This is a genomic window from Marinobacter alkaliphilus (genome assembly GCF_055394375.1).
This window is the reverse complement of the sequence record NZ_AP043751.1, coordinates 1,863,472-1,879,147: the sequence shown is the minus strand read 5'-3', so window position 1 is coordinate 1,879,147 and position 15,676 is coordinate 1,863,472. Positions and strand designations below refer to the sequence as shown.

The 15,676-nt window shown below is 57.1% G+C and carries 16 protein-coding genes; 2 read left to right on the top strand and 14 right to left on the bottom strand.

The window, feature by feature from the left end; genetic code table 11:
* Positions 1–11: 11 nt before the first annotated feature.
* A complete protein-coding gene (locus tag ACZ5Q2_RS08480) occupies positions 12–1,103 on the top strand; it encodes a fatty acid desaturase family protein (RefSeq protein ID WP_058092707.1) in 1,092 nt (363 codons plus the stop codon).
* Here ACZ5Q2_RS08480 and ACZ5Q2_RS08475 read toward each other — a convergent pair.
* From ACZ5Q2_RS08475 to ACZ5Q2_RS08465, 3 genes are read right to left on the bottom strand one after another with little or no spacing between them, the layout of a single operon-like run.
* A complete protein-coding gene (locus ACZ5Q2_RS08475; protein WP_058092706.1) occupies positions 1,091–1,528 on the bottom strand; it encodes an RrF2 family transcriptional regulator in 438 nt (145 codons plus the stop codon). The two genes, ACZ5Q2_RS08480 and ACZ5Q2_RS08475, sit on opposite strands and share 13 nt — an antisense overlap.
* Positions 1,529–1,557: 29 nt before the next feature.
* Positions 1,558–1,950, bottom strand: coding sequence for a YbaN family protein (locus tag ACZ5Q2_RS08470; RefSeq protein ID WP_432210229.1), 393 nt, complete (start codon positions 1,948–1,950; stop codon positions 1,558–1,560).
* Positions 1,951–1,973: 23 nt separating this feature from the next.
* A complete protein-coding gene (locus tag ACZ5Q2_RS08465) occupies positions 1,974–2,198 on the bottom strand; it encodes a hypothetical protein (RefSeq protein ID WP_058092705.1) in 225 nt (74 codons plus the stop codon).
* A 219-nt stretch (positions 2,199–2,417) separates the two neighbouring features.
* Here ACZ5Q2_RS08465 and moaA point away from each other — a divergent pair, with 219 nt between their 5' ends.
* Positions 2,418–3,410 carry a GTP 3',8-cyclase MoaA gene (gene moaA / locus ACZ5Q2_RS08460; protein WP_432210230.1) on the top strand — a complete coding sequence of 331 codons (993 nt, stop codon included), beginning with the start codon at positions 2,418–2,420 and terminating at the stop codon, positions 3,408–3,410.
* 228 nt (positions 3,411–3,638) lie between these two features.
* Here moaA and ACZ5Q2_RS08455 read toward each other — a convergent pair whose 3' ends face one another.
* From ACZ5Q2_RS08455 to narJ, 11 genes are all read right to left on the bottom strand, one after another.
* A complete protein-coding gene (locus ACZ5Q2_RS08455; RefSeq protein WP_432210231.1) occupies positions 3,639–4,256 on the bottom strand; it encodes a nitrous oxide reductase accessory protein NosL in 618 nt (205 codons plus the stop codon).
* Positions 4,257–4,276: 20 nt separating this feature from the next.
* Positions 4,277–5,107 (bottom strand): ABC transporter permease, encoded by an 831-nt coding sequence (locus ACZ5Q2_RS08450; RefSeq protein WP_058092703.1) that lies wholly within the window; start codon positions 5,105–5,107, stop codon positions 4,277–4,279.
* A complete protein-coding gene (locus tag ACZ5Q2_RS08445) occupies positions 5,104–6,036 on the bottom strand; it encodes an ABC transporter ATP-binding protein (protein ID WP_432210232.1) in 933 nt (310 codons plus the stop codon). Before ACZ5Q2_RS08445 ends, ACZ5Q2_RS08450 begins: the two co-directional genes overlap by 4 nt.
* On the bottom strand, positions 6,033–7,301 hold the full coding sequence (locus ACZ5Q2_RS08440) for a nitrous oxide reductase family maturation protein NosD (protein WP_432210233.1): 1,269 nt from the start codon (positions 7,299–7,301) through the stop codon (positions 6,033–6,035). The genes ACZ5Q2_RS08445 and ACZ5Q2_RS08440 overlap by 4 nt, the downstream gene beginning before the upstream one ends.
* A 284-nt stretch (positions 7,302–7,585) precedes the next feature.
* On the bottom strand, positions 7,586–9,481 hold the full coding sequence (gene nosZ, locus ACZ5Q2_RS08435) for a TAT-dependent nitrous-oxide reductase (RefSeq protein WP_432210234.1): 1,896 nt from the start codon (positions 9,479–9,481) through the stop codon (positions 7,586–7,588).
* A gap of 62 nt (positions 9,482–9,543) precedes the next feature.
* Complete coding sequence (nosR, locus tag ACZ5Q2_RS08430; protein WP_432210716.1) at positions 9,544–11,664, bottom strand: transcriptional regulator NosR; 2,121 nt, start codon at positions 11,662–11,664, stop codon at positions 9,544–9,546.
* A gap of 123 nt (positions 11,665–11,787) precedes the next feature.
* Complete coding sequence (locus ACZ5Q2_RS08425) at positions 11,788–12,189, bottom strand: ribonucleotide reductase subunit alpha (RefSeq protein ID WP_432210235.1); 402 nt, start codon at positions 12,187–12,189, stop codon at positions 11,788–11,790.
* Positions 12,190–12,243: 54 nt separating this feature from the next.
* Positions 12,244–12,993, bottom strand: coding sequence for a Crp/Fnr family transcriptional regulator (locus ACZ5Q2_RS08420; protein WP_432210236.1), 750 nt, complete (start codon positions 12,991–12,993; stop codon positions 12,244–12,246).
* Positions 12,994–13,300: 307 nt separating this feature from the next.
* Positions 13,301–14,107: a peptidylprolyl isomerase gene (locus ACZ5Q2_RS08415; protein WP_432210237.1), complete on the bottom strand. Its 807-nt coding sequence runs from the start codon at positions 14,105–14,107 to the stop codon at positions 13,301–13,303.
* A 124-nt stretch (positions 14,108–14,231) separates the two neighbouring features.
* The gene (gene narI / locus ACZ5Q2_RS08410; RefSeq protein WP_432210238.1) at positions 14,232–14,909 is read right to left on the bottom strand and encodes a respiratory nitrate reductase subunit gamma; all 678 of its coding nucleotides are present in this window, start codon (positions 14,907–14,909) and stop codon (positions 14,232–14,234) included.
* Positions 14,910–14,927: 18 nt separating this feature from the next.
* On the bottom strand, positions 14,928–15,668 hold the full coding sequence (gene narJ, locus ACZ5Q2_RS08405; RefSeq protein ID WP_152438941.1) for a nitrate reductase molybdenum cofactor assembly chaperone: 741 nt from the start codon (positions 15,666–15,668) through the stop codon (positions 14,928–14,930).
* Positions 15,669–15,676: the final 8 nt, after the last annotated feature.

Genomic DNA, 15,676 nt, shown 5'->3' with positions numbered 1-15,676 from the left:
GAGTCATCGATATGAAAAAGCTTAACGAAGACCAACTGAACGAGCTGCAGAAAGATCTGGACGCCATCCGTGACGAGGTCATTGCAGACCTGGGCGAGCGGGATGCCAAGTACATCCGCAAGATCATCCGCCTGCACCGCACCCTGGAAGTGGGCGGCCGGGTGATGATGCCCTTTGGCTTCATTCCACCCGTATTCGTGGCCGCTACCGCAACGCTGGGTATCGCAAAAATCATAGAGAACATGGAAATCGGCCATAACGTCATGCATGGCCAATACGACTGGATGAATGACCCGGCCCTTAACTCTCAAACCTATGAATGGGACACCGTTTGCACCAGCGATTCCTGGCGCCGGACCCACAACTACGAACATCACACCTACACCAATATCATTGGCAAAGATCGGGACTATGGCTATGCAGTGCTTCGCCTGAGTGATGACGTGAAATGGCACCCGGGCCACCTGTTGCAGTTCATCAACTACATTCTGCTGACCGTGCTGTTCCAGTGGGGCGTCGGGGTACACGAACTGGAGAGCGAGAAGATCCGCCGGGGTGAGTTGCGCTGGCGCGACAAGCTGCCGTTCCTGAAGGATTTTGCCCGTAAGGGCGGTCGCCAGGGATTCAAGGATTACGTATTCTTCCCGCTACTGACCCTGCCTGTCGCTCCTATCGTTCTGGCAGGCAACGTGGGTGCTAACCTGATTCGTAACATCTGGGCATCCACCGTTATCTTCTGCGGGCACTTCACCCAAGATGCGGAGACCTTTACCGAGGAAGAATGCGAGGGTGAAAGCAAAGGCCACTGGTATCTGCGCCAGCTCACCGGTTCATCCAACTTCACCGGCGGTAAGTGGCTGCACGTGTTGAGTGGACACCTGAGTTACCAGATTGAACACCACGTGTTCCCCGACCTGCCGGCTCACCGCTACCCGGAGATTTCCGAGAAGGTTCAGGCAGTGTGCGAGAAATACGACATTCCATACAACACCGGGAGCTTTGCCAAACAGTATGGCACCGTCCTCAAACGTATCGGCAAATTCTCGCTGCCGGACGTGGTAAGAACCCGATTGGAAGGAAAGCGCGAGCTTCAGGCGATCTGAAGCAAGCGCACCAGCTGTGGCCGGTGTTTATCCTGGATAACATCGGCCAGAGTGTATTTGTCGAGTGTTTCAAGGAATGCCTTCAAGGCTTCGGCAAACATGGCCTTCAGGCCGCACACCGGGGTGATCTTGCAGGCATTCTTTGATGAAAAGCACTCAACAATGCTGAGGTCCTGCTCCGTTTCCCTGACAAGAACACCGATGTTGATCTCATTGGGCGCCATGTGCAGGCGCATACCACCTTTCTTGCCCCGAATGGTCTCGATGTAGCCTTTCTTGTTGAGCTGATGAACCACTTTCATCAGGTGATTCTTGGAAATTTCGTAGCTGTCTGCAATTTCCTGAATGGTGGCCAGACGATCACCCTGTTCAGCCAGATAAATCAGAACTCTCAAGGAATAATCTGTATAGCGGGTGATGTGCATTCATAACTCCATAAATATGACGGAAAACTTTAACAGGATGGCCTCGTGAGCAGATAACCTGTAACGCTCAGCAGGAACAGCCCCGAAACCGTCAATACAAATACTGTTGAACCCAGCCAGACCAACATGCTCCAGCTCAACGCCATCATGGCGCAGGCGAGAATCTTCGCCTTAACCGGAATGGCCCTGCGCTCTTGCCACTGGGCAATTGCCGGGCCGAAAGTCGGGTGCTCTTCAAGCCACCGGGCAAACTCCGGAGACCCTTTACTGGCAAAGTAAGCCGCCAGTATGACAAACGGCGTGGTCGGCAACAGCGGAAGAACAACCCCGGCGGCACCAATCGCTACAGACATATACGCAAGTATCCGGAAACCGGTTTTACCGGAAGGTGCTTTCATGGCACGGGTCTCGGAACGATTCATAACTACATCTATTCTACCGTGAATCAATGTACGGGTCTGCCCAACTTGCTCAGAAAGGCCAGACGGGCAACGTAGGCAATTTTCACCCCAACCGCGAATAAAAGGGTTCCCATGTGGGCGGCAATCTGCACTGGCAGTGCCAAGGCATCGGCCAGCGGGTAAGCCAGCATCACCGTCAACAGCAATCCCAGGAACGACACCAGAACCGCAGCGTTTGATATGACCAGCCATTTTTCAAAGCGTTCCATGATCGCCCCCATTAAACATGTATACTTTTTACTTATTAAAAGATACATCGGCTGTGCTTGAAAATCAAACAGAAAAAATACCCGCAAACAAGACGCGCCTTTTCCTCATCTGGGGTTAGAACGAAGGATTACCCCCCGAGAGGTATCGGATTGAGCTGGGATATCTGTGATACTTTGACTATCCTTTATACATATGACTCCAGACAGGGAAACCTGCCCATGCCGCAAGCCAAGCTGACCGATCGATTTGGCCGCACCGTCAATTACGTGCGCCTGTCGGTAACTGACCGCTGCGACTTCCGCTGTGTGTACTGCATGGCGGAGGACATGACCTTTCTGCCCCGCCAGCAGGTTCTGACGCTGGAGGAGATCGCCAGGCTGGCTCGCAACTTTGTTGCCCTGGGTACCGAGAAAATCCGCCTGACGGGCGGCGAACCCCTGGTCCGCAAAGACATCCTTGAGCTGGTCCGCGAAGTAGGCACCTATGGTTTGCGGGACTTTGCCATGACCACCAATGGCAGCCAGTTGCCGACCATGGCGGAGAAACTGCGTAAAGCGGGCCTGCACCGTCTCAATATCAGTCTGGATTCCCTGGATTCTGAAAAATTCCGTTCCATTACCCGCACTGGCAATCTGCAGCAGGTATTGGACGGTATTGATGCCGCCCGGGACGCAGGCTTCCGCGGTATCAAGCTGAATACGGTGGTGATGAAAGGCCGTAACGATGAAGAGATTCCGGAACTGATTGAGTTTGCCCGGAAAAAGCAGGTGGATATCAGTTTTATCGAGGAGATGCCGCTGGGTGAGATTTCGGAGCATGACCGAGGACTTGCCTTGTGTACCAGCGAGGAGGTGCGGGATATCATCCGGCAGCGCCATGATCTGATTCCGGTGGCCAAGGATTCTGGCGGGCCGGCACGTTACTATCAGATGCCGGACAGCGATGTTCGGGTCGGGTTCATTTCACCGCATTCCCATAACTTCTGTTCAACCTGTAACCGGGTTCGGGTGACGGTTGAGGGGCGGCTTTTGCTGTGCCTTGGCAATGAGCATTCGGTGGATTTGCGGCGGGTTCTGCGGGGCAATCCGGTGACGGATGACAAGCTTCAGCAGGCGATCATTGATGCGATGGATCTGAAGCCGGAGCGGCATCACTTTTCTACCAATGGTGATGTTCAGATTCTTCGGTTTATGAATATGACTGGCGGTTGACTGTCTGTTTCGGCTCCTAGCCTGCCGGGCCTGGCGTCAGAGCAGGTGAGGGAAGGCTTTCCAAAAACCGCTCCTTCGGCACATCCCTGTGGCGCTTCTGCTCCGCCATCCATGGCTCCGCAAATTTTTGTAAAGCCTTCCCTCACCTGCTCTCTCTTACTTCTCGGAATTCGCCTTTACAGGCTATCTCAAGCCTCTCGTGGTTATCTGATCCAGCCGTCGGGCATCTCAATGGACATTGTGACTGCTATGATTGTCAGTCATCTGACCGGAACGAATACCGGCATCTTCCTGATTATGCATATCGTGCATGCCATCCATCCCCTCCATGCCATGCATTGCCATACCAGCATTCAGGTGCTCCAGCGTGATATCCGCAAAACCGATGACCTGACCGCCGTATTCTGCGGCAAAGTCGGTCGCTTCGGATTCTGTTTCAAACGATGCCAAGGTCGGGCCCATGGCGCCGGTGCGTTCGGAGCCGACGACGTACCAGGCTTCACGGGCGTCGATCAGGTGGGTGTCGTCCGGGTGGTCCCAGTGGGTTTCCGCCATGTTGTGGACGTAGAGGGTGTGGTCGCGGTTTTCGTTTTCCGGCTGCAGGAACCAGGCGAACATGTCTTTGGTGGAGCAGAACTTGCGGGTGTGCTGCTGGCGCTCGGTGAAGGCCTGGCCTTTGGGGCCGGGGAAGCTGGTGATGACCATGCCGCATACGTGGCATTCGTCGCCGGAGTCAAAGTGAACCGGGTCGGGTTTGGTGGCGGTTTGTTGTTCGCCGTTGGAGCAACCCGCGAGGGTGATCGCCGTCAGGGCCGCTATAAGCCATTTGGTGAGCGGTGTGGGCATGGTTCTGTTCTCCAGTGGTATCAGATTTTTCGGTTTTTGAATAACAACAGGGCGCCGATCAGCGGTGTGGCACACCAGAGCGCCAGGCCCAGCCAGAGCCCTCCGGTGCCGATGGGCAGGTCTGAGCCCAGGCTGAGTACACCGCTCAGCTGGTTGCCATCACCGAAGGCCACGATGTTGAGCAAGCGGTAGATATCCGTGGGGTTCAGCATCAGCAGCCATGGCAGCAGCTCCGGGTTGAGCTTGCCCTCGCTGGCAACGAGGATGCCCAGCAGCATCAAGTCAAAGATCAATACGAAGAAGAACCAGATGGCCAGGGCCAGGCCTGCGGCTACGGGTTTCTCGCTGACCCGGACGCTGACCAGGTATGCCAGGGCGATGAACCCCCACCCCAACAGAACGGTTGAGCCTATGAACCGGCCCATGGCGGCCGCCAGGGCACCGACGGCGACGTCGTCTACCAGTACGGCGATGGCGATGGCCGCAACCCCGAACCCGATGAGTGTGGCCAGGGCCAGGGTCAGGCCGTGGCCGAGGAATTTGCCGAGCAGGAGCTGGTTTTTACTGAGTGGGTAGGTCATCAGCAGCAGAAGTGTGCCGCCCTCTTCTTCACCCACGATGGCGTCGTAGGCAAGCAACAGGGCAATCAGCGGTATCAGGAAGATACCAAGGCTGGCCAGGCTGGCAATGGTGGCCGGCGTGGAGGCGTAACCCACCTGCCCGGACGCCGCCGCACCAAACCAGGCAATGCCCAGAGCCAGGGTGGCAAACACCAGGCTGATCGCCACCAGCCAACGATTGCGAAAGCTGTCGCTGAGTTCTTTGCGGGCAATGGTCCAGATAGCATTCATTGGCCACCTCCCCGGTGGGCCAGTCCGCCCGACCCGATGAAGTGGACGTAGATATCTTCCAGGCTGGGCTGGTGTATTCCTAGGTCCGCCACCTCTCCGGAGTTCATCAATGCGTGTATCAACGCCATTTTTTCCTTCGGTCTCACGTCCACTTGCAGGCGGCCGTTGTTGCTTTTCATGAGTAGCCCGGCGTTGGGGCGTGCACCGTCAATCGCTTTCTCCAGCGCCATCATGGTGGTGGCCGGCTCCAGGCTGAGGGTGACCGGCATGTTGGCCTGGCGGCGAAGTGCCGGCAGGTCGCCGGCGGCCTTCAGGGCGCCGTCGGTGAGGATGGCAGCCCGGTCAATGTAGGGTTCAACACCGGGCAGGACATGGGAGCACAACACAATGCCCGTGCCGTCATCCCGCAGGCGCCGCAGCAACCGGTACAAATCGGCCGTTGCCACCGGGTCCAGACCAACCGTGGGTTCGTCCAGCATCAATAGCTTCGGCTTGCCGAGCAGCGCCTGGGCCAGGCCAAGGCGCTGGCGCATGCCCTTGGAGTAGGTTTTGGTGCGGGCATCCATGGCATCGCCCAAGCCAACCTGCTCCAGCAGCTCTGGCACCTGCTTCAGGCTGGCACCTTTGAGCCGGGCAAAATGTCTGAGGATTTCCCGCCCAGCCAGCTGCGGGTAGAACATCACGTTCTCCGGCAGATAGCCTATGTGTTGGCTTACGTGGGGATCACCGGCTTCGCCACCCAACACAGAAACCTTGCCCTGGGTCGGTTTCATCAAACCCAGAATGAGTTTGATCGAAGTGGTTTTACCCGCCCCGTTGTGGCCAAACAGTCCGAGAATTTCCCCCGGCTCCAGCCGCAAGTCCACGCCGTGGAGCACCGTCGCCTTATCGTAGCGGTGGCTCACATTGTCCAGTCGAAAGCAGTTCATCGGATCTCCGATTGCAGGTGTTCGGGAATTCGCATCAACGGTTTGGGATCACTCACCCCGGCAGACTTCACCACCGGAAACGCATCCTGCACCCAACGCAGGGTGTCCACCGCCGGGCTGAACATCAGCACCCGCGCCTCCGGGTACTTCCACAACAAGCGGTCCACGTTGTCATTAGGCTCGTAGGGCACATCACCAATGCCATCCTGGTTACGATCCCAGCCCAGATAATCACTCCAGAAATTCCCTCGCCCATCCTTCGCCCAGGACTGGGTACGCGTGGCCACATACTTCACCTGCCGCTCGTTGTTCACAAAGGCATTATCAAACACCTCGTTCTGCTCGGAACCGGCGGTCAGATGAATGCCGATATTGCTGTTGCCGAAGTAGTTACCCTCGAAGGTGTTGTACAGCGAGTTATAGATGAACACCGCCTTGCCCTCGCCTCCGGAAATCATCACCCCACCGGTTTGCCCCTGAGACACCCCGGTGACCACATTGCCTTTGAGGGTGGAATTGGTGATGAAATTCATCAGAATCCCGTAATTCTCATCATTCTCCGACCGGTTATTTACCACCGTCAGATACTTGCTCTGCATCAACGCATACCCCGTGCGAGTGCCACGGGTCACATTGCCTTCCAGCAGGTTGTGCATGGAGTACATGTAGTGAATGCCATAACGCAGATCCGACATCACGTTATTGCGAATCTTGTTGTTATTCGCCGTCTCGATATAAATCGCATCCCGGGTCTGGCGAATGTCATTTCCCTCAATCAACGCCCCGGTGGTATTGAACAGATGAATCCCGTTGCCCCGATCCTGGGACCGAAGGTTTGTATCCCCCCGTATCTCGTTATTCCGGACAACCACATCCGGCGTCGCATCCAACCAAACCCCAAACGCCGGCCCCTGAAGCCGGTTATCCGCAACAACCGCCCCCTTAGCCTCCCGAGCCACAAAAATCCCCGCATCCAACTCATTCAGATCCTGACCCCAGTTGCGCAACACACAACCGGAAAACGACACCCCCTCCGCCAGAATCTCCACGCCGTGCCCTGCCCCACCGGCATCAATCACCGAATCGTCAGCACAGGACACAGAAACGCCGGGCACCCGGATAACCAATGGCGGAAGCTGCTCGGAAGGAAGCTCGAACGACGCCCCCGGCTCCAGGGCATCCAGCTGATCTTGCAGGTTGGCACTTGCGGTCAGCGAAATCAGAGCGACTGACAGGGCCACCCCATAACGCAAAAGTTGATACATCAAATGCTCTCTAGGTTGATAAGTAACCCGTGGACGTCGCGACCTGAGACAGAACAACGGGGAAATTCATAGCGCCTTCGGCCGCTCCGAGGACAGCACGGTATCCGGCAATCCAAGTGGAGAGACCTTTCCAAAACTGTGCGGAGCCAAGGATGGCGGAGCCCAAGCGTCACATGGATGTGCCGAAGGAGCGTGTTTTGGAAAGGTCTCTCCACTTGGGTTGCTACTCCCAACCAACAGGCTGGGGCCCCAAAAAAGGGACCCCAAACCAAGGTCAGAAGCTATCAGGCCTTCTCGACCAACATGCGACCACCCATCTCCATATGCAGCGCATGGCAGAACCAGTTGCAGTAGTACCAGTAAACCCCAGGCTTACCCGCCGTAAAGGTCACCGATGCCGTCTGCTGAGGACTGATCTCCATACTCACACCATGGTTCACCATACAGAACCCGTGAGTCACATCCTCGATGGAGTCCAGATTGGTCACAACCACCGTAACCTCATCACCCTCCTTCACCTTGAACTCCAGCATCCCGAACTGAGGTGCCACAGAGGTCATGTACACACGAACCTTCTTGCCATCCCGGATAACCTTGTTATCCGCTTCCAGCGTCACGCCGTCTTTCTCAGCCTGCGCACGGGTAGAGGCAAAATAAGGATCGTTCCGGTCCCAGATCTTCTTCGGACGGATCTGGTCACGGCGCACAAGGATGCAGTCGTGCGGTTCAGCGAAAGCAGGGCCGTCGTGTACCAGTTTCATTTCCTCGCCGGAAATATCGATCAGCTGATCGTTCTCCGGGTGCAGCGGGCCTACCGGCAGGAAACGGTCCTTGGAGAACTTCGACAGCACCACCAGCCACTTGCCATCCGCATCGCGGGATTCAGTCAGCGACGCGTGGTTATGGCCCGGCTGGTAGTGAACATCCAGCTTCTGGCGGATGTAATTCACTTTCTCGCCATTGTAGTGCTTGATGGCATCGTCAATGTTCCACTTGGCCACCTGGCTGTCGATAAACAGCGTGGTGTAGGCATTGCCACGGCCATCGAACGTGGTATGCAGAGGCCCAAGACCCAGCTCCGGCTCCGCAACAATCGGATCGCGGTCACCGATCTTGTCATCAAACAGATCATTGAGCTTGTCGATGGCAATGATGGACACCGTCGGAGACAGCTTGCCGTTGGCGATGAAGTACTTGCCATCCGGCGAGGTGTTCAGGCCGTGCGGGTTCTTCGGCACCGGAATGTAACGGGTAACGGTGGAACCCTTACGGCCGTCAACGACGGGTACGTCGGAGTCACCGATGGTTTTGAAGTTACCGGCCTTGACGGCAGCTTCAATACGCTCCACGTTGAACACCACCACCCAGTCACGGTCGTTTCGCATGGTGCCGGCCAGGTCTACGGCTTTCTCGGAGTTGTAGCAGGTTGAGGCCGCATATTTACCGGTGTAGTCGGCGTCGGTGTTATCCAGGTTGCCGTCCACAACGACCTGCCAGGCGACCTCCATGGTTTCAGCGTCAACCGCAGTAAACATGGTGTAGCTGTTCTCAAGGCTGTAATCGCTGCCATCGTTCGGTTGTGGAATGACAAACTCGGCATTACAGAACACGTAGTTCGTGCGCGGCACCTTTTGAAGACGCAAACCGTGAATCGCCTGAACATTGGGGATGTGGGTAACCTTGTCGGTTTTGAACACATCCAGTCGAATACGGGCAATACGACTGTTGGCCTTGTCGTTAATGAACAGGTATTTGCCGTCGTAACGGCCGTCTTCCATGGACACGTGCGGGTGGTGGCAATCGCCGTTTGGATACAGCTTGTCCCGGCCCAGAATGTCCTTGCTCTCGTCGGTGATGCCCCAGCCGGTGGCGGAATCAATGTTGAACACCGGAATCCGCATCAGCTCACGCATGGACGGAACACCCAGAACACGCACCTCACCCTGGTGACCACCGCTCCAGAAGCCGTAGTACTCGTCCAGCTCACCGGGTTCGATATGAATCTTGTTCTTGGCTTCCCTGGCCGCTGCGGCGAACGATTCGCGGGTCATCATGGTGGCACCCAGGCCGGTTGCACCAGCCACGCCGGCCAGGGCGGCTGCTCCCATGAAGCGGCGACGGCTCAGACCACTCTCCGGCGCATCCGGCGTACCCTTGCTCAGATCATCTTGCTTACTCATAGCTCCAACTCCGTTATTGGTTATGGCGGTTTTAGCTTCTCATGGCTTTTTACAGGTACTGCTCAGTTCACCTGAACCACGGGGATTTCCTCCGGGTGGCCCGGTGCGTTGTGACCACGGCGTTTGCCCCGGCGCTTGACGATCAGCGGTGGGCACTTGTGGTCATCGAAATAGGTCATCTGGCAATCCAGGCAGTAGTGGCATTCCATGTAATTGATGTGCCCATCCGGATGGATAGCCTGCACCTCACATTCGTGGTCGCAGAGGCGGCAGGGGTTGCCGCACTCTTTGCGGCGCTTGAGCCAGTCGAACACCCGCAGCTTGGAAGGCAGAGCCAGGGCGGCTCCAAGCGGGCACAGATAGCGGCAGAAGACTTTACGGGTGAACAAATTGACCACCAGCAGCAACACCGCGTAGGCCACAAACGGCCAGGTACGATCGAATTTAAGGGTAATAGCGGTTTTGAATGGCTCCACTTCCGCCATTCGCTCGGCGGTGGCCAGAGAATCCAGAGAGACGCCAAACAACACCAGCAGAATTATGTATTTGATTGCCCAGAGGCGTTCATGCACGGCAAACGGTACGGTGTACTGGGGCACCTTCAGTTTGCGGGCAATTTCGTTGGTCAGTTCCTGCAGGGCGCCGAACGGGCACAGCCAGCCGCAGTAAACCGCACGCCCCCAGAGCAATACGATGCCGGCCACCACCGACCAGAGAATGAACAGCATGGGATCAATCAGGAAAGTTTCCCAGCGGAAGCCGCTGATCAGGCTGTTTACAAAGGTCAGCACGTTGACAATCGACAACTGCCCCAGGGCGTACCAGCCAATAAAGAACAGGGTGTAAGTGAGAAATGCGTGGCGAATCCAGCGCATCATCCGCGGCTTTTGCACCAACCAGTCCTGGAAGAACAGGATAAACAGCAGCACGCCAATACCCAGTCCCACCACGATGATCTGGAACTGCTTCTGATACCAGACCTGAACCCACATGGGTTGCTCTTCCAGCCACTCTTCCTGGGTAAGCTCGGGTTCCGCACGGGTGTAATACTTGTCAGGCAGTTGGTATTCCAGGGGGAACACCGCAAATTCGCTGTCCAGAGGGCCGGTCTGGCGCTTTACTGTCAGCTCCAGGGACCAGGGTTCGCCCGGGTCAAAGTTGTATTGCTGGCGAATGATGAAAATGGCCATTTCCGGCAGGCGCGGCATATCGCCCAGGTACACATCGCTCAGGCGATAGTAGTCCAGATCCCGGAAGTTGAAGGTGTCTCCGAACTGGCGGATCTGCAAGCGATCAAAGATACCGCCACGCACATAACCTGAACCACGGAAGGAGTAGGACCCGGTGGCCAGCACCGCAATGGCATGCTCGCCTTCCTTCAACTCAGACATCAACCACTCATATTGGCGATCACCCAGCAGGTTACGACCAATGGACGGCGCATCCAGGTAGGCGGCGTACAAGTCGATCAGGGGTTCATCCCGCTGATCCACGGGCGCGGTTTCGACGCCCTCGGCGGGGCTGCCAACAAAGACATCATCCACCTGGCCCCGGGTCAGCAGCATCCGGCGGATTGAGCCGTCGCCGGTTAATTCTGTCCAGGAACGTTGCCGGAAGCTGCCCTTGTTCACTTCAGCCTTGGGGGGCCGCTTGCCAACCCCAACGCCTTTAACCAGACCCAGCTCACCGCCAACTCGATGCGCCGTGCGCATAATGACTTCGTTGATGACCATGACCGTGACGGTGGCACCGGATAAACCATCTACTGCCACCCTACGTTCAGACGATTTTCCCCCAACGGTTACTCGCTGGTCAGCTTTCAGGCCGGCGTATTGATCAGTGAACTCATGCATCTTGGCTTCGGGAATACCGATCAAGAGAATCGGTTCATCGTGATGGATCACCCGGGCGCCTTTGATCTCGCCTTCGGTATCCAGCACCACCATGGCGTTCAAGGGCTTACCGGAGTATGCCGGGGTTTGCACGAAATCGAGGGTCTGGTAGGCGTAGCCCACCAGTTCATCGCCGGCGTAGAGTTCCTGGATGGCCCGGTTGTCTTCCCGGGGCTCATAGCGAGTGACCGACGGAATGGCAACCTGGATCACCTGCCGGCCGGCAACGGGCTCGTATTCACTGAGCGACGTGGCGCTGGCAACCGATGCTAGAAGCATCAATGCCAGCATTACGAGAACAGATTCCCTGAACACTCAAACCCCCAATCCAATCGGAATACAACTAGGGTGGACAATGATTGATAAAAATCACATACCTCTTTTTGGATACGCCAGCGGCGTAACCGGACCGGTTCAGCCCAGGCTCACGGCCTGGCCGGATTGATCGAGAGGCAGGTAATTGCCAACGTTACCCATACGGATGCTCTCGACCATCATGGTCATGGGTTGCTGGGCTTCATCACTGGAGGGTTCTATGCCGCCACGGCCAGACATGGCCGCCACGAACACCATGTCCCAGTCCTGGCCGGTGGTTCTGGACTCTTCCGCCAGCACGCTGAACTCGGAGGCTTCAGATGGCGTTTTGTCAACGCAGATCACCGGAGTCAACGCCCCACCCTCACCACGTTCGAAGGCGGCCCGCTCGGCAGCAGATGCATCGTCCGGCAGTTCGGCTTTGCAGAACACAAACAGGAATCGCTGAGGCTCATGTTCCTTCTGGCTGGCCTTCACAAGGTCCTGGTAACTGCTGATCATAATGATGCCCCTGACTTGGCGAAAATGGAAAAAAGGGCCCGGAGGGCCCGAAAGCTACTGACTGATTTCGATCAGTCGCTGAGGGTCGGAAATAAACAGTTTGCTGCGGTTCACCCGAACCAGGCCGTTGGACTTTAGATCGGCCAATATCCGGGAGAAGGTTTCCGGCTGCATGGCCAGGCGCGAAGCCACCAGGCATTTGGGCAGGGGCAGTTCAACTTCGCCCCCTTCCAGGGCGCCATTAGGCAGCAGATCGATCAGGTAGCGGATCAGGCGGTCACGGGCGTTCTGGACGGTCATGATTTCCAGGTCGTGGAACCGTATGACGGCGCGCATGGCGTAATGGCGAAGCGCGGCCTGGGCGTACTCCGGGTGCCGGTCGAGCAGGTCCTGATAGGCTTTGACCGGGATCATCAGCACTTCACTGGATTTGAGTGCTTCGGCGTAGCAGGCGTACCTTGGCGGATCGGCGTAGATCATGACTTCGGCGAAGCAGTCGCCGGGGGCGATGCTGTCGAGGGTTCTGTCGATGCCGGAGGAGTCCAGGCGGTAGAGTCTGAGGCGGCCGCTGATCACAAAGAAGAAGTGGTGCGCTGGCATGTCCTGGCGGTAGAGCAGCTGGTGGTGGCCGAGACGCAGGCGCCGGGACTGCTGGATGAGGTAGTCCAGGTCGTGGGCTTTGAGGCTGCGGAACAGGGCGTGGCTGCGTAGTGCTTCCAGGCCGTCTTCTTCATCAAGCGGTTTGTTGATGGCGACGAGTACGGGTTTGGTGTATCGGCTTTCGGCGCTTTGGGTGACGGCCATTTGGGTATCCTCTCTGCATATTCATGCATTCAATATCTTGTTTTAAATAGTAGAGGGATAGTGGTGAAAAATCGCTCCCCCGATGGGGGTATAAGGCGGGTTCTTGTTGAGTAGTTGACTTAACTCAATTATTCGCTTTGCTAACCAAACTGGAAATCAGATCATGGAGTTTGGCCAGCAGTTGTAGACCCTTCCAAAACACGCTGTGAATACATCCCTGTACGCTCTGCTCCGCCATCCCTGGCTCCGCAAGGTTTTGGAAGGGTCTACAACTGCCGGCCTTCGCACTCCGGAGTAATATTCCTATTTATTGCATCAACGGCGAATCCGGCAGCTCCAGGTCGACGCCTTCTATGCCGGTTTCAACGGCCAGGACTTGCAGGTACTGGCGGAAGGCGCGGCGGGTGACACTTTCGCTCAGGTATTGGCGAATCTGGGGTTTGACGTGTTCGTACGGGAGCTGTTCGCCGTCGATTCGTTGGTCTACCCGGACGATGTGCCAGCCGTAGCGGGTTTCGATGAGTTCGGGATTCAAACCTTCGGTGAGGCTCAGTACCGGGCGTTCGAATTCTTCGACGGTCTGGCCTTTGCTGATCTGGCCGAGGCTGCCGCCCTGGTGGCGGGATTCGCAGGCGGAGTATTGTTTGGCCAGTTCGTTGAACTGTGAGCGGCCGTCCAGGAGGGCGGTCAGGAGTTGTCGGCCGGCTTCTTCCTGGCGCATGCGTTCTTCGATGTCGTCCGGGGCGGCAGCCATGAGGATGTGGCTGACGGCCATGATGGTGGGGCTGCAGAATCGGCCGGGGTTGGCGTTGTAGAAGCGTTCGCAGTCCTGTTCATCGGGGTCCGGGACGTTGAGTTCGAGTTCCAGTACCCGGGCGATGCGGTCTTCTTCGTCTTCGATGTTGTCCAGGTTCAGGCGACTGGCCTGTTGCAGGAGTAACTCGCGGATGACGAGGCTTTTGGCGGCTTCGTGCCAGGCTTCGGCCAGTTCTTCGGCTGGGTGGTGCTGCATTTCCCGGGCGATGTCGTCTTCGTGGATCAGCGTGTCACCCACATACACCGGAGGGAACTGGTTTCTGGGTTTGCCGGCTTCGCCGACGGGGATTATTTGCATGTTGCTTCTCCAAAAAGATTCTTTGCCACGGACGGCACGGACATTCACGGACAAAGACGAACAGGAACTTGTATAAAATCATTCCTGTCCGTGTGAGTCCGAGCCGTCCGTGGCTGCTTCAGATTCAGGCGCGCTTGCGAACCACCTGGTACTTCCGCCCGAAGTACTCCACCGGCACGCTGAGCATGTGCACCAGTCGGGTGAACGGGAAGAGCACGAAGAGGGTCAAGCCCAGGAAAATGTGCATCTTGAAGATCCAGTGAGCGTCAGCGACGTAAGCCGCCACACCGCCCTGGAAGGTCAGCACCCCCTGAGCCCAGGCGGAGAACTTGAGCATCTGGGAGCCATCCAGGTGCCCCATGGTGGGCAGGATGGTGGCCAGGCCGAGGGCGACCTGCACAACCAGGATGATGATGACCAGATTGTCAGCGACGGTGCTGCTGGCACGAACCCGCGGGTCGGTCAGGCGGCGGTAGGCGAGCATGGCGCCGCCAATCAGGCACATAACGCCGGCGATGCCGCCGACCACCACGGCCATGACCTGTTTCTGGCCTGGGGTCATCAGCCATTCGTAGGCCCATTTCGGCGCCAACAGGCCAACCAGGTGGCCGAAGAAGATCACCAGGATACCCACATGGAACAGCACGCTGGCCAATACCATGTTCTTCTTTCGTAGCATCTGACTGGAGTGGGCTTTCCAGGTGAACTGACCGTGGTCATAACGCGCCCAGGTGCCGATGAACAGGACGGCCAGGGCGATGTATGGGTATACCCCGAAAAACAGTGTGTTTAGATAGGACATTATCATTTCCTCCTGCGCTTACGCGCGTCCTGTCTGACGGGGTGTGGCGTCCGTCATCAGCTGATCGCTCAGGTGAATGGTCTGGGTCTGTTCCAGCTCGCGGCGGCGTTGTCCAACCACGCCACCGGTGCCGCAGGAGCTGCCCTGGTCATCCACAAATTTCACCATTTCTTCTTCCCAGACCTTGTCGAGGGCTTCCGGGGTATCGTCGCGCTCTTCCGAGGCAACGATACGGGCCAGTTCCTGACGATCCGCCTTGCGACCGGACAGCACCAGCAGTGCGTCCATGATCACGTGGTACACGCTCTCGCGCTGGTACAGGCGCTCGCCCAGCAGGCCGAGAATGTGATGGATATCTTCAAGCCAGTTCTGGATTTCGTCCCAGGGCCGGGTCGACAGGTATTCCAGAAACAGCGGCAAGTAGTCCGGCAGTTCCTTGGCGTCAATTTCCAGGCCGTTGGCGCGGTATTGCTCCATCAGGTCGACCATGGCCTGGCCGCGGTCACGGGATTCTCCATGAACGTGTTCGAACAGCAGCAGGGAGGTAGCCCGGCCCCGGTCGAAGGTGCCTACGTAGGATTCCTGAAGGTCCAACAGGTCTCCATCGCACAGTCGGTCGATGCAGGTCAGCAGCTGTTCCTTGTTCTGCCGGGGCAGCCGGCTGTCCTCCAGGACAGCGGCGACCAGGGCGTCTTTGGATTGCTGCAGTTCGTCGGTGGGGTACTCGAGTACCCGCGCCAGTACTTTCAGAAGTTGCATAACTTGCT

Excerpts from the sequence above, each read along its gene's own strand:
- ACZ5Q2_RS08480 (WP_058092707.1), top strand. The coding sequence starts at position 12 with ATGAAAAAGCTTAACGAAGACCAACTGAACGAGCTGCAGAAAGATCTG.
- ACZ5Q2_RS08475 (WP_058092706.1), bottom strand. The coding sequence starts at position 1,528 with ATGCACATCACCCGCTATACAGATTATTCCTTGAGAGTTCTGATTTAT.
- ACZ5Q2_RS08470 (WP_432210229.1), bottom strand. The coding sequence starts at position 1,950 with ATGAATCGTTCCGAGACCCGTGCCATGAAAGCACCTTCCGGTAAAACC.
- ACZ5Q2_RS08465 (WP_058092705.1), bottom strand. The coding sequence starts at position 2,198 with ATGGAACGCTTTGAAAAATGGCTGGTCATATCAAACGCTGCGGTTCTG.
- moaA (WP_432210230.1), top strand. The coding sequence starts at position 2,418 with ATGCCGCAAGCCAAGCTGACCGATCGATTTGGCCGCACCGTCAATTAC.
- ACZ5Q2_RS08455 (WP_432210231.1), bottom strand. The coding sequence starts at position 4,256 with ATGCCCACACCGCTCACCAAATGGCTTATAGCGGCCCTGACGGCGATC.
- ACZ5Q2_RS08450 (WP_058092703.1), bottom strand. The coding sequence starts at position 5,107 with ATGAATGCTATCTGGACCATTGCCCGCAAAGAACTCAGCGACAGCTTT.
- ACZ5Q2_RS08445 (WP_432210232.1), bottom strand. The coding sequence starts at position 6,036 with ATGAACTGCTTTCGACTGGACAATGTGAGCCACCGCTACGATAAGGCG.
- ACZ5Q2_RS08440 (WP_432210233.1), bottom strand. The coding sequence starts at position 7,301 with ATGTATCAACTTTTGCGTTATGGGGTGGCCCTGTCAGTCGCTCTGATT.
- nosZ (WP_432210234.1), bottom strand. The coding sequence starts at position 9,481 with ATGAGTAAGCAAGATGATCTGAGCAAGGGTACGCCGGATGCGCCGGAG.
- nosR (WP_432210716.1), bottom strand. The coding sequence starts at position 11,664 with ATGCTGGCATTGATGCTTCTAGCATCGGTTGCCAGCGCCACGTCGCTC.
- ACZ5Q2_RS08425 (WP_432210235.1), bottom strand. The coding sequence starts at position 12,189 with ATGATCAGCAGTTACCAGGACCTTGTGAAGGCCAGCCAGAAGGAACAT.
- ACZ5Q2_RS08420 (WP_432210236.1), bottom strand. The coding sequence starts at position 12,993 with ATGGCCGTCACCCAAAGCGCCGAAAGCCGATACACCAAACCCGTACTC.
- ACZ5Q2_RS08415 (WP_432210237.1), bottom strand. The coding sequence starts at position 14,107 with ATGCAAATAATCCCCGTCGGCGAAGCCGGCAAACCCAGAAACCAGTTC.
- narI (WP_432210238.1), bottom strand. The coding sequence starts at position 14,909 with ATGTCCTATCTAAACACACTGTTTTTCGGGGTATACCCATACATCGCC.
- narJ (WP_152438941.1), bottom strand. The coding sequence starts at position 15,668 with ATGCAACTTCTGAAAGTACTGGCGCGGGTACTCGAGTACCCCACCGAC.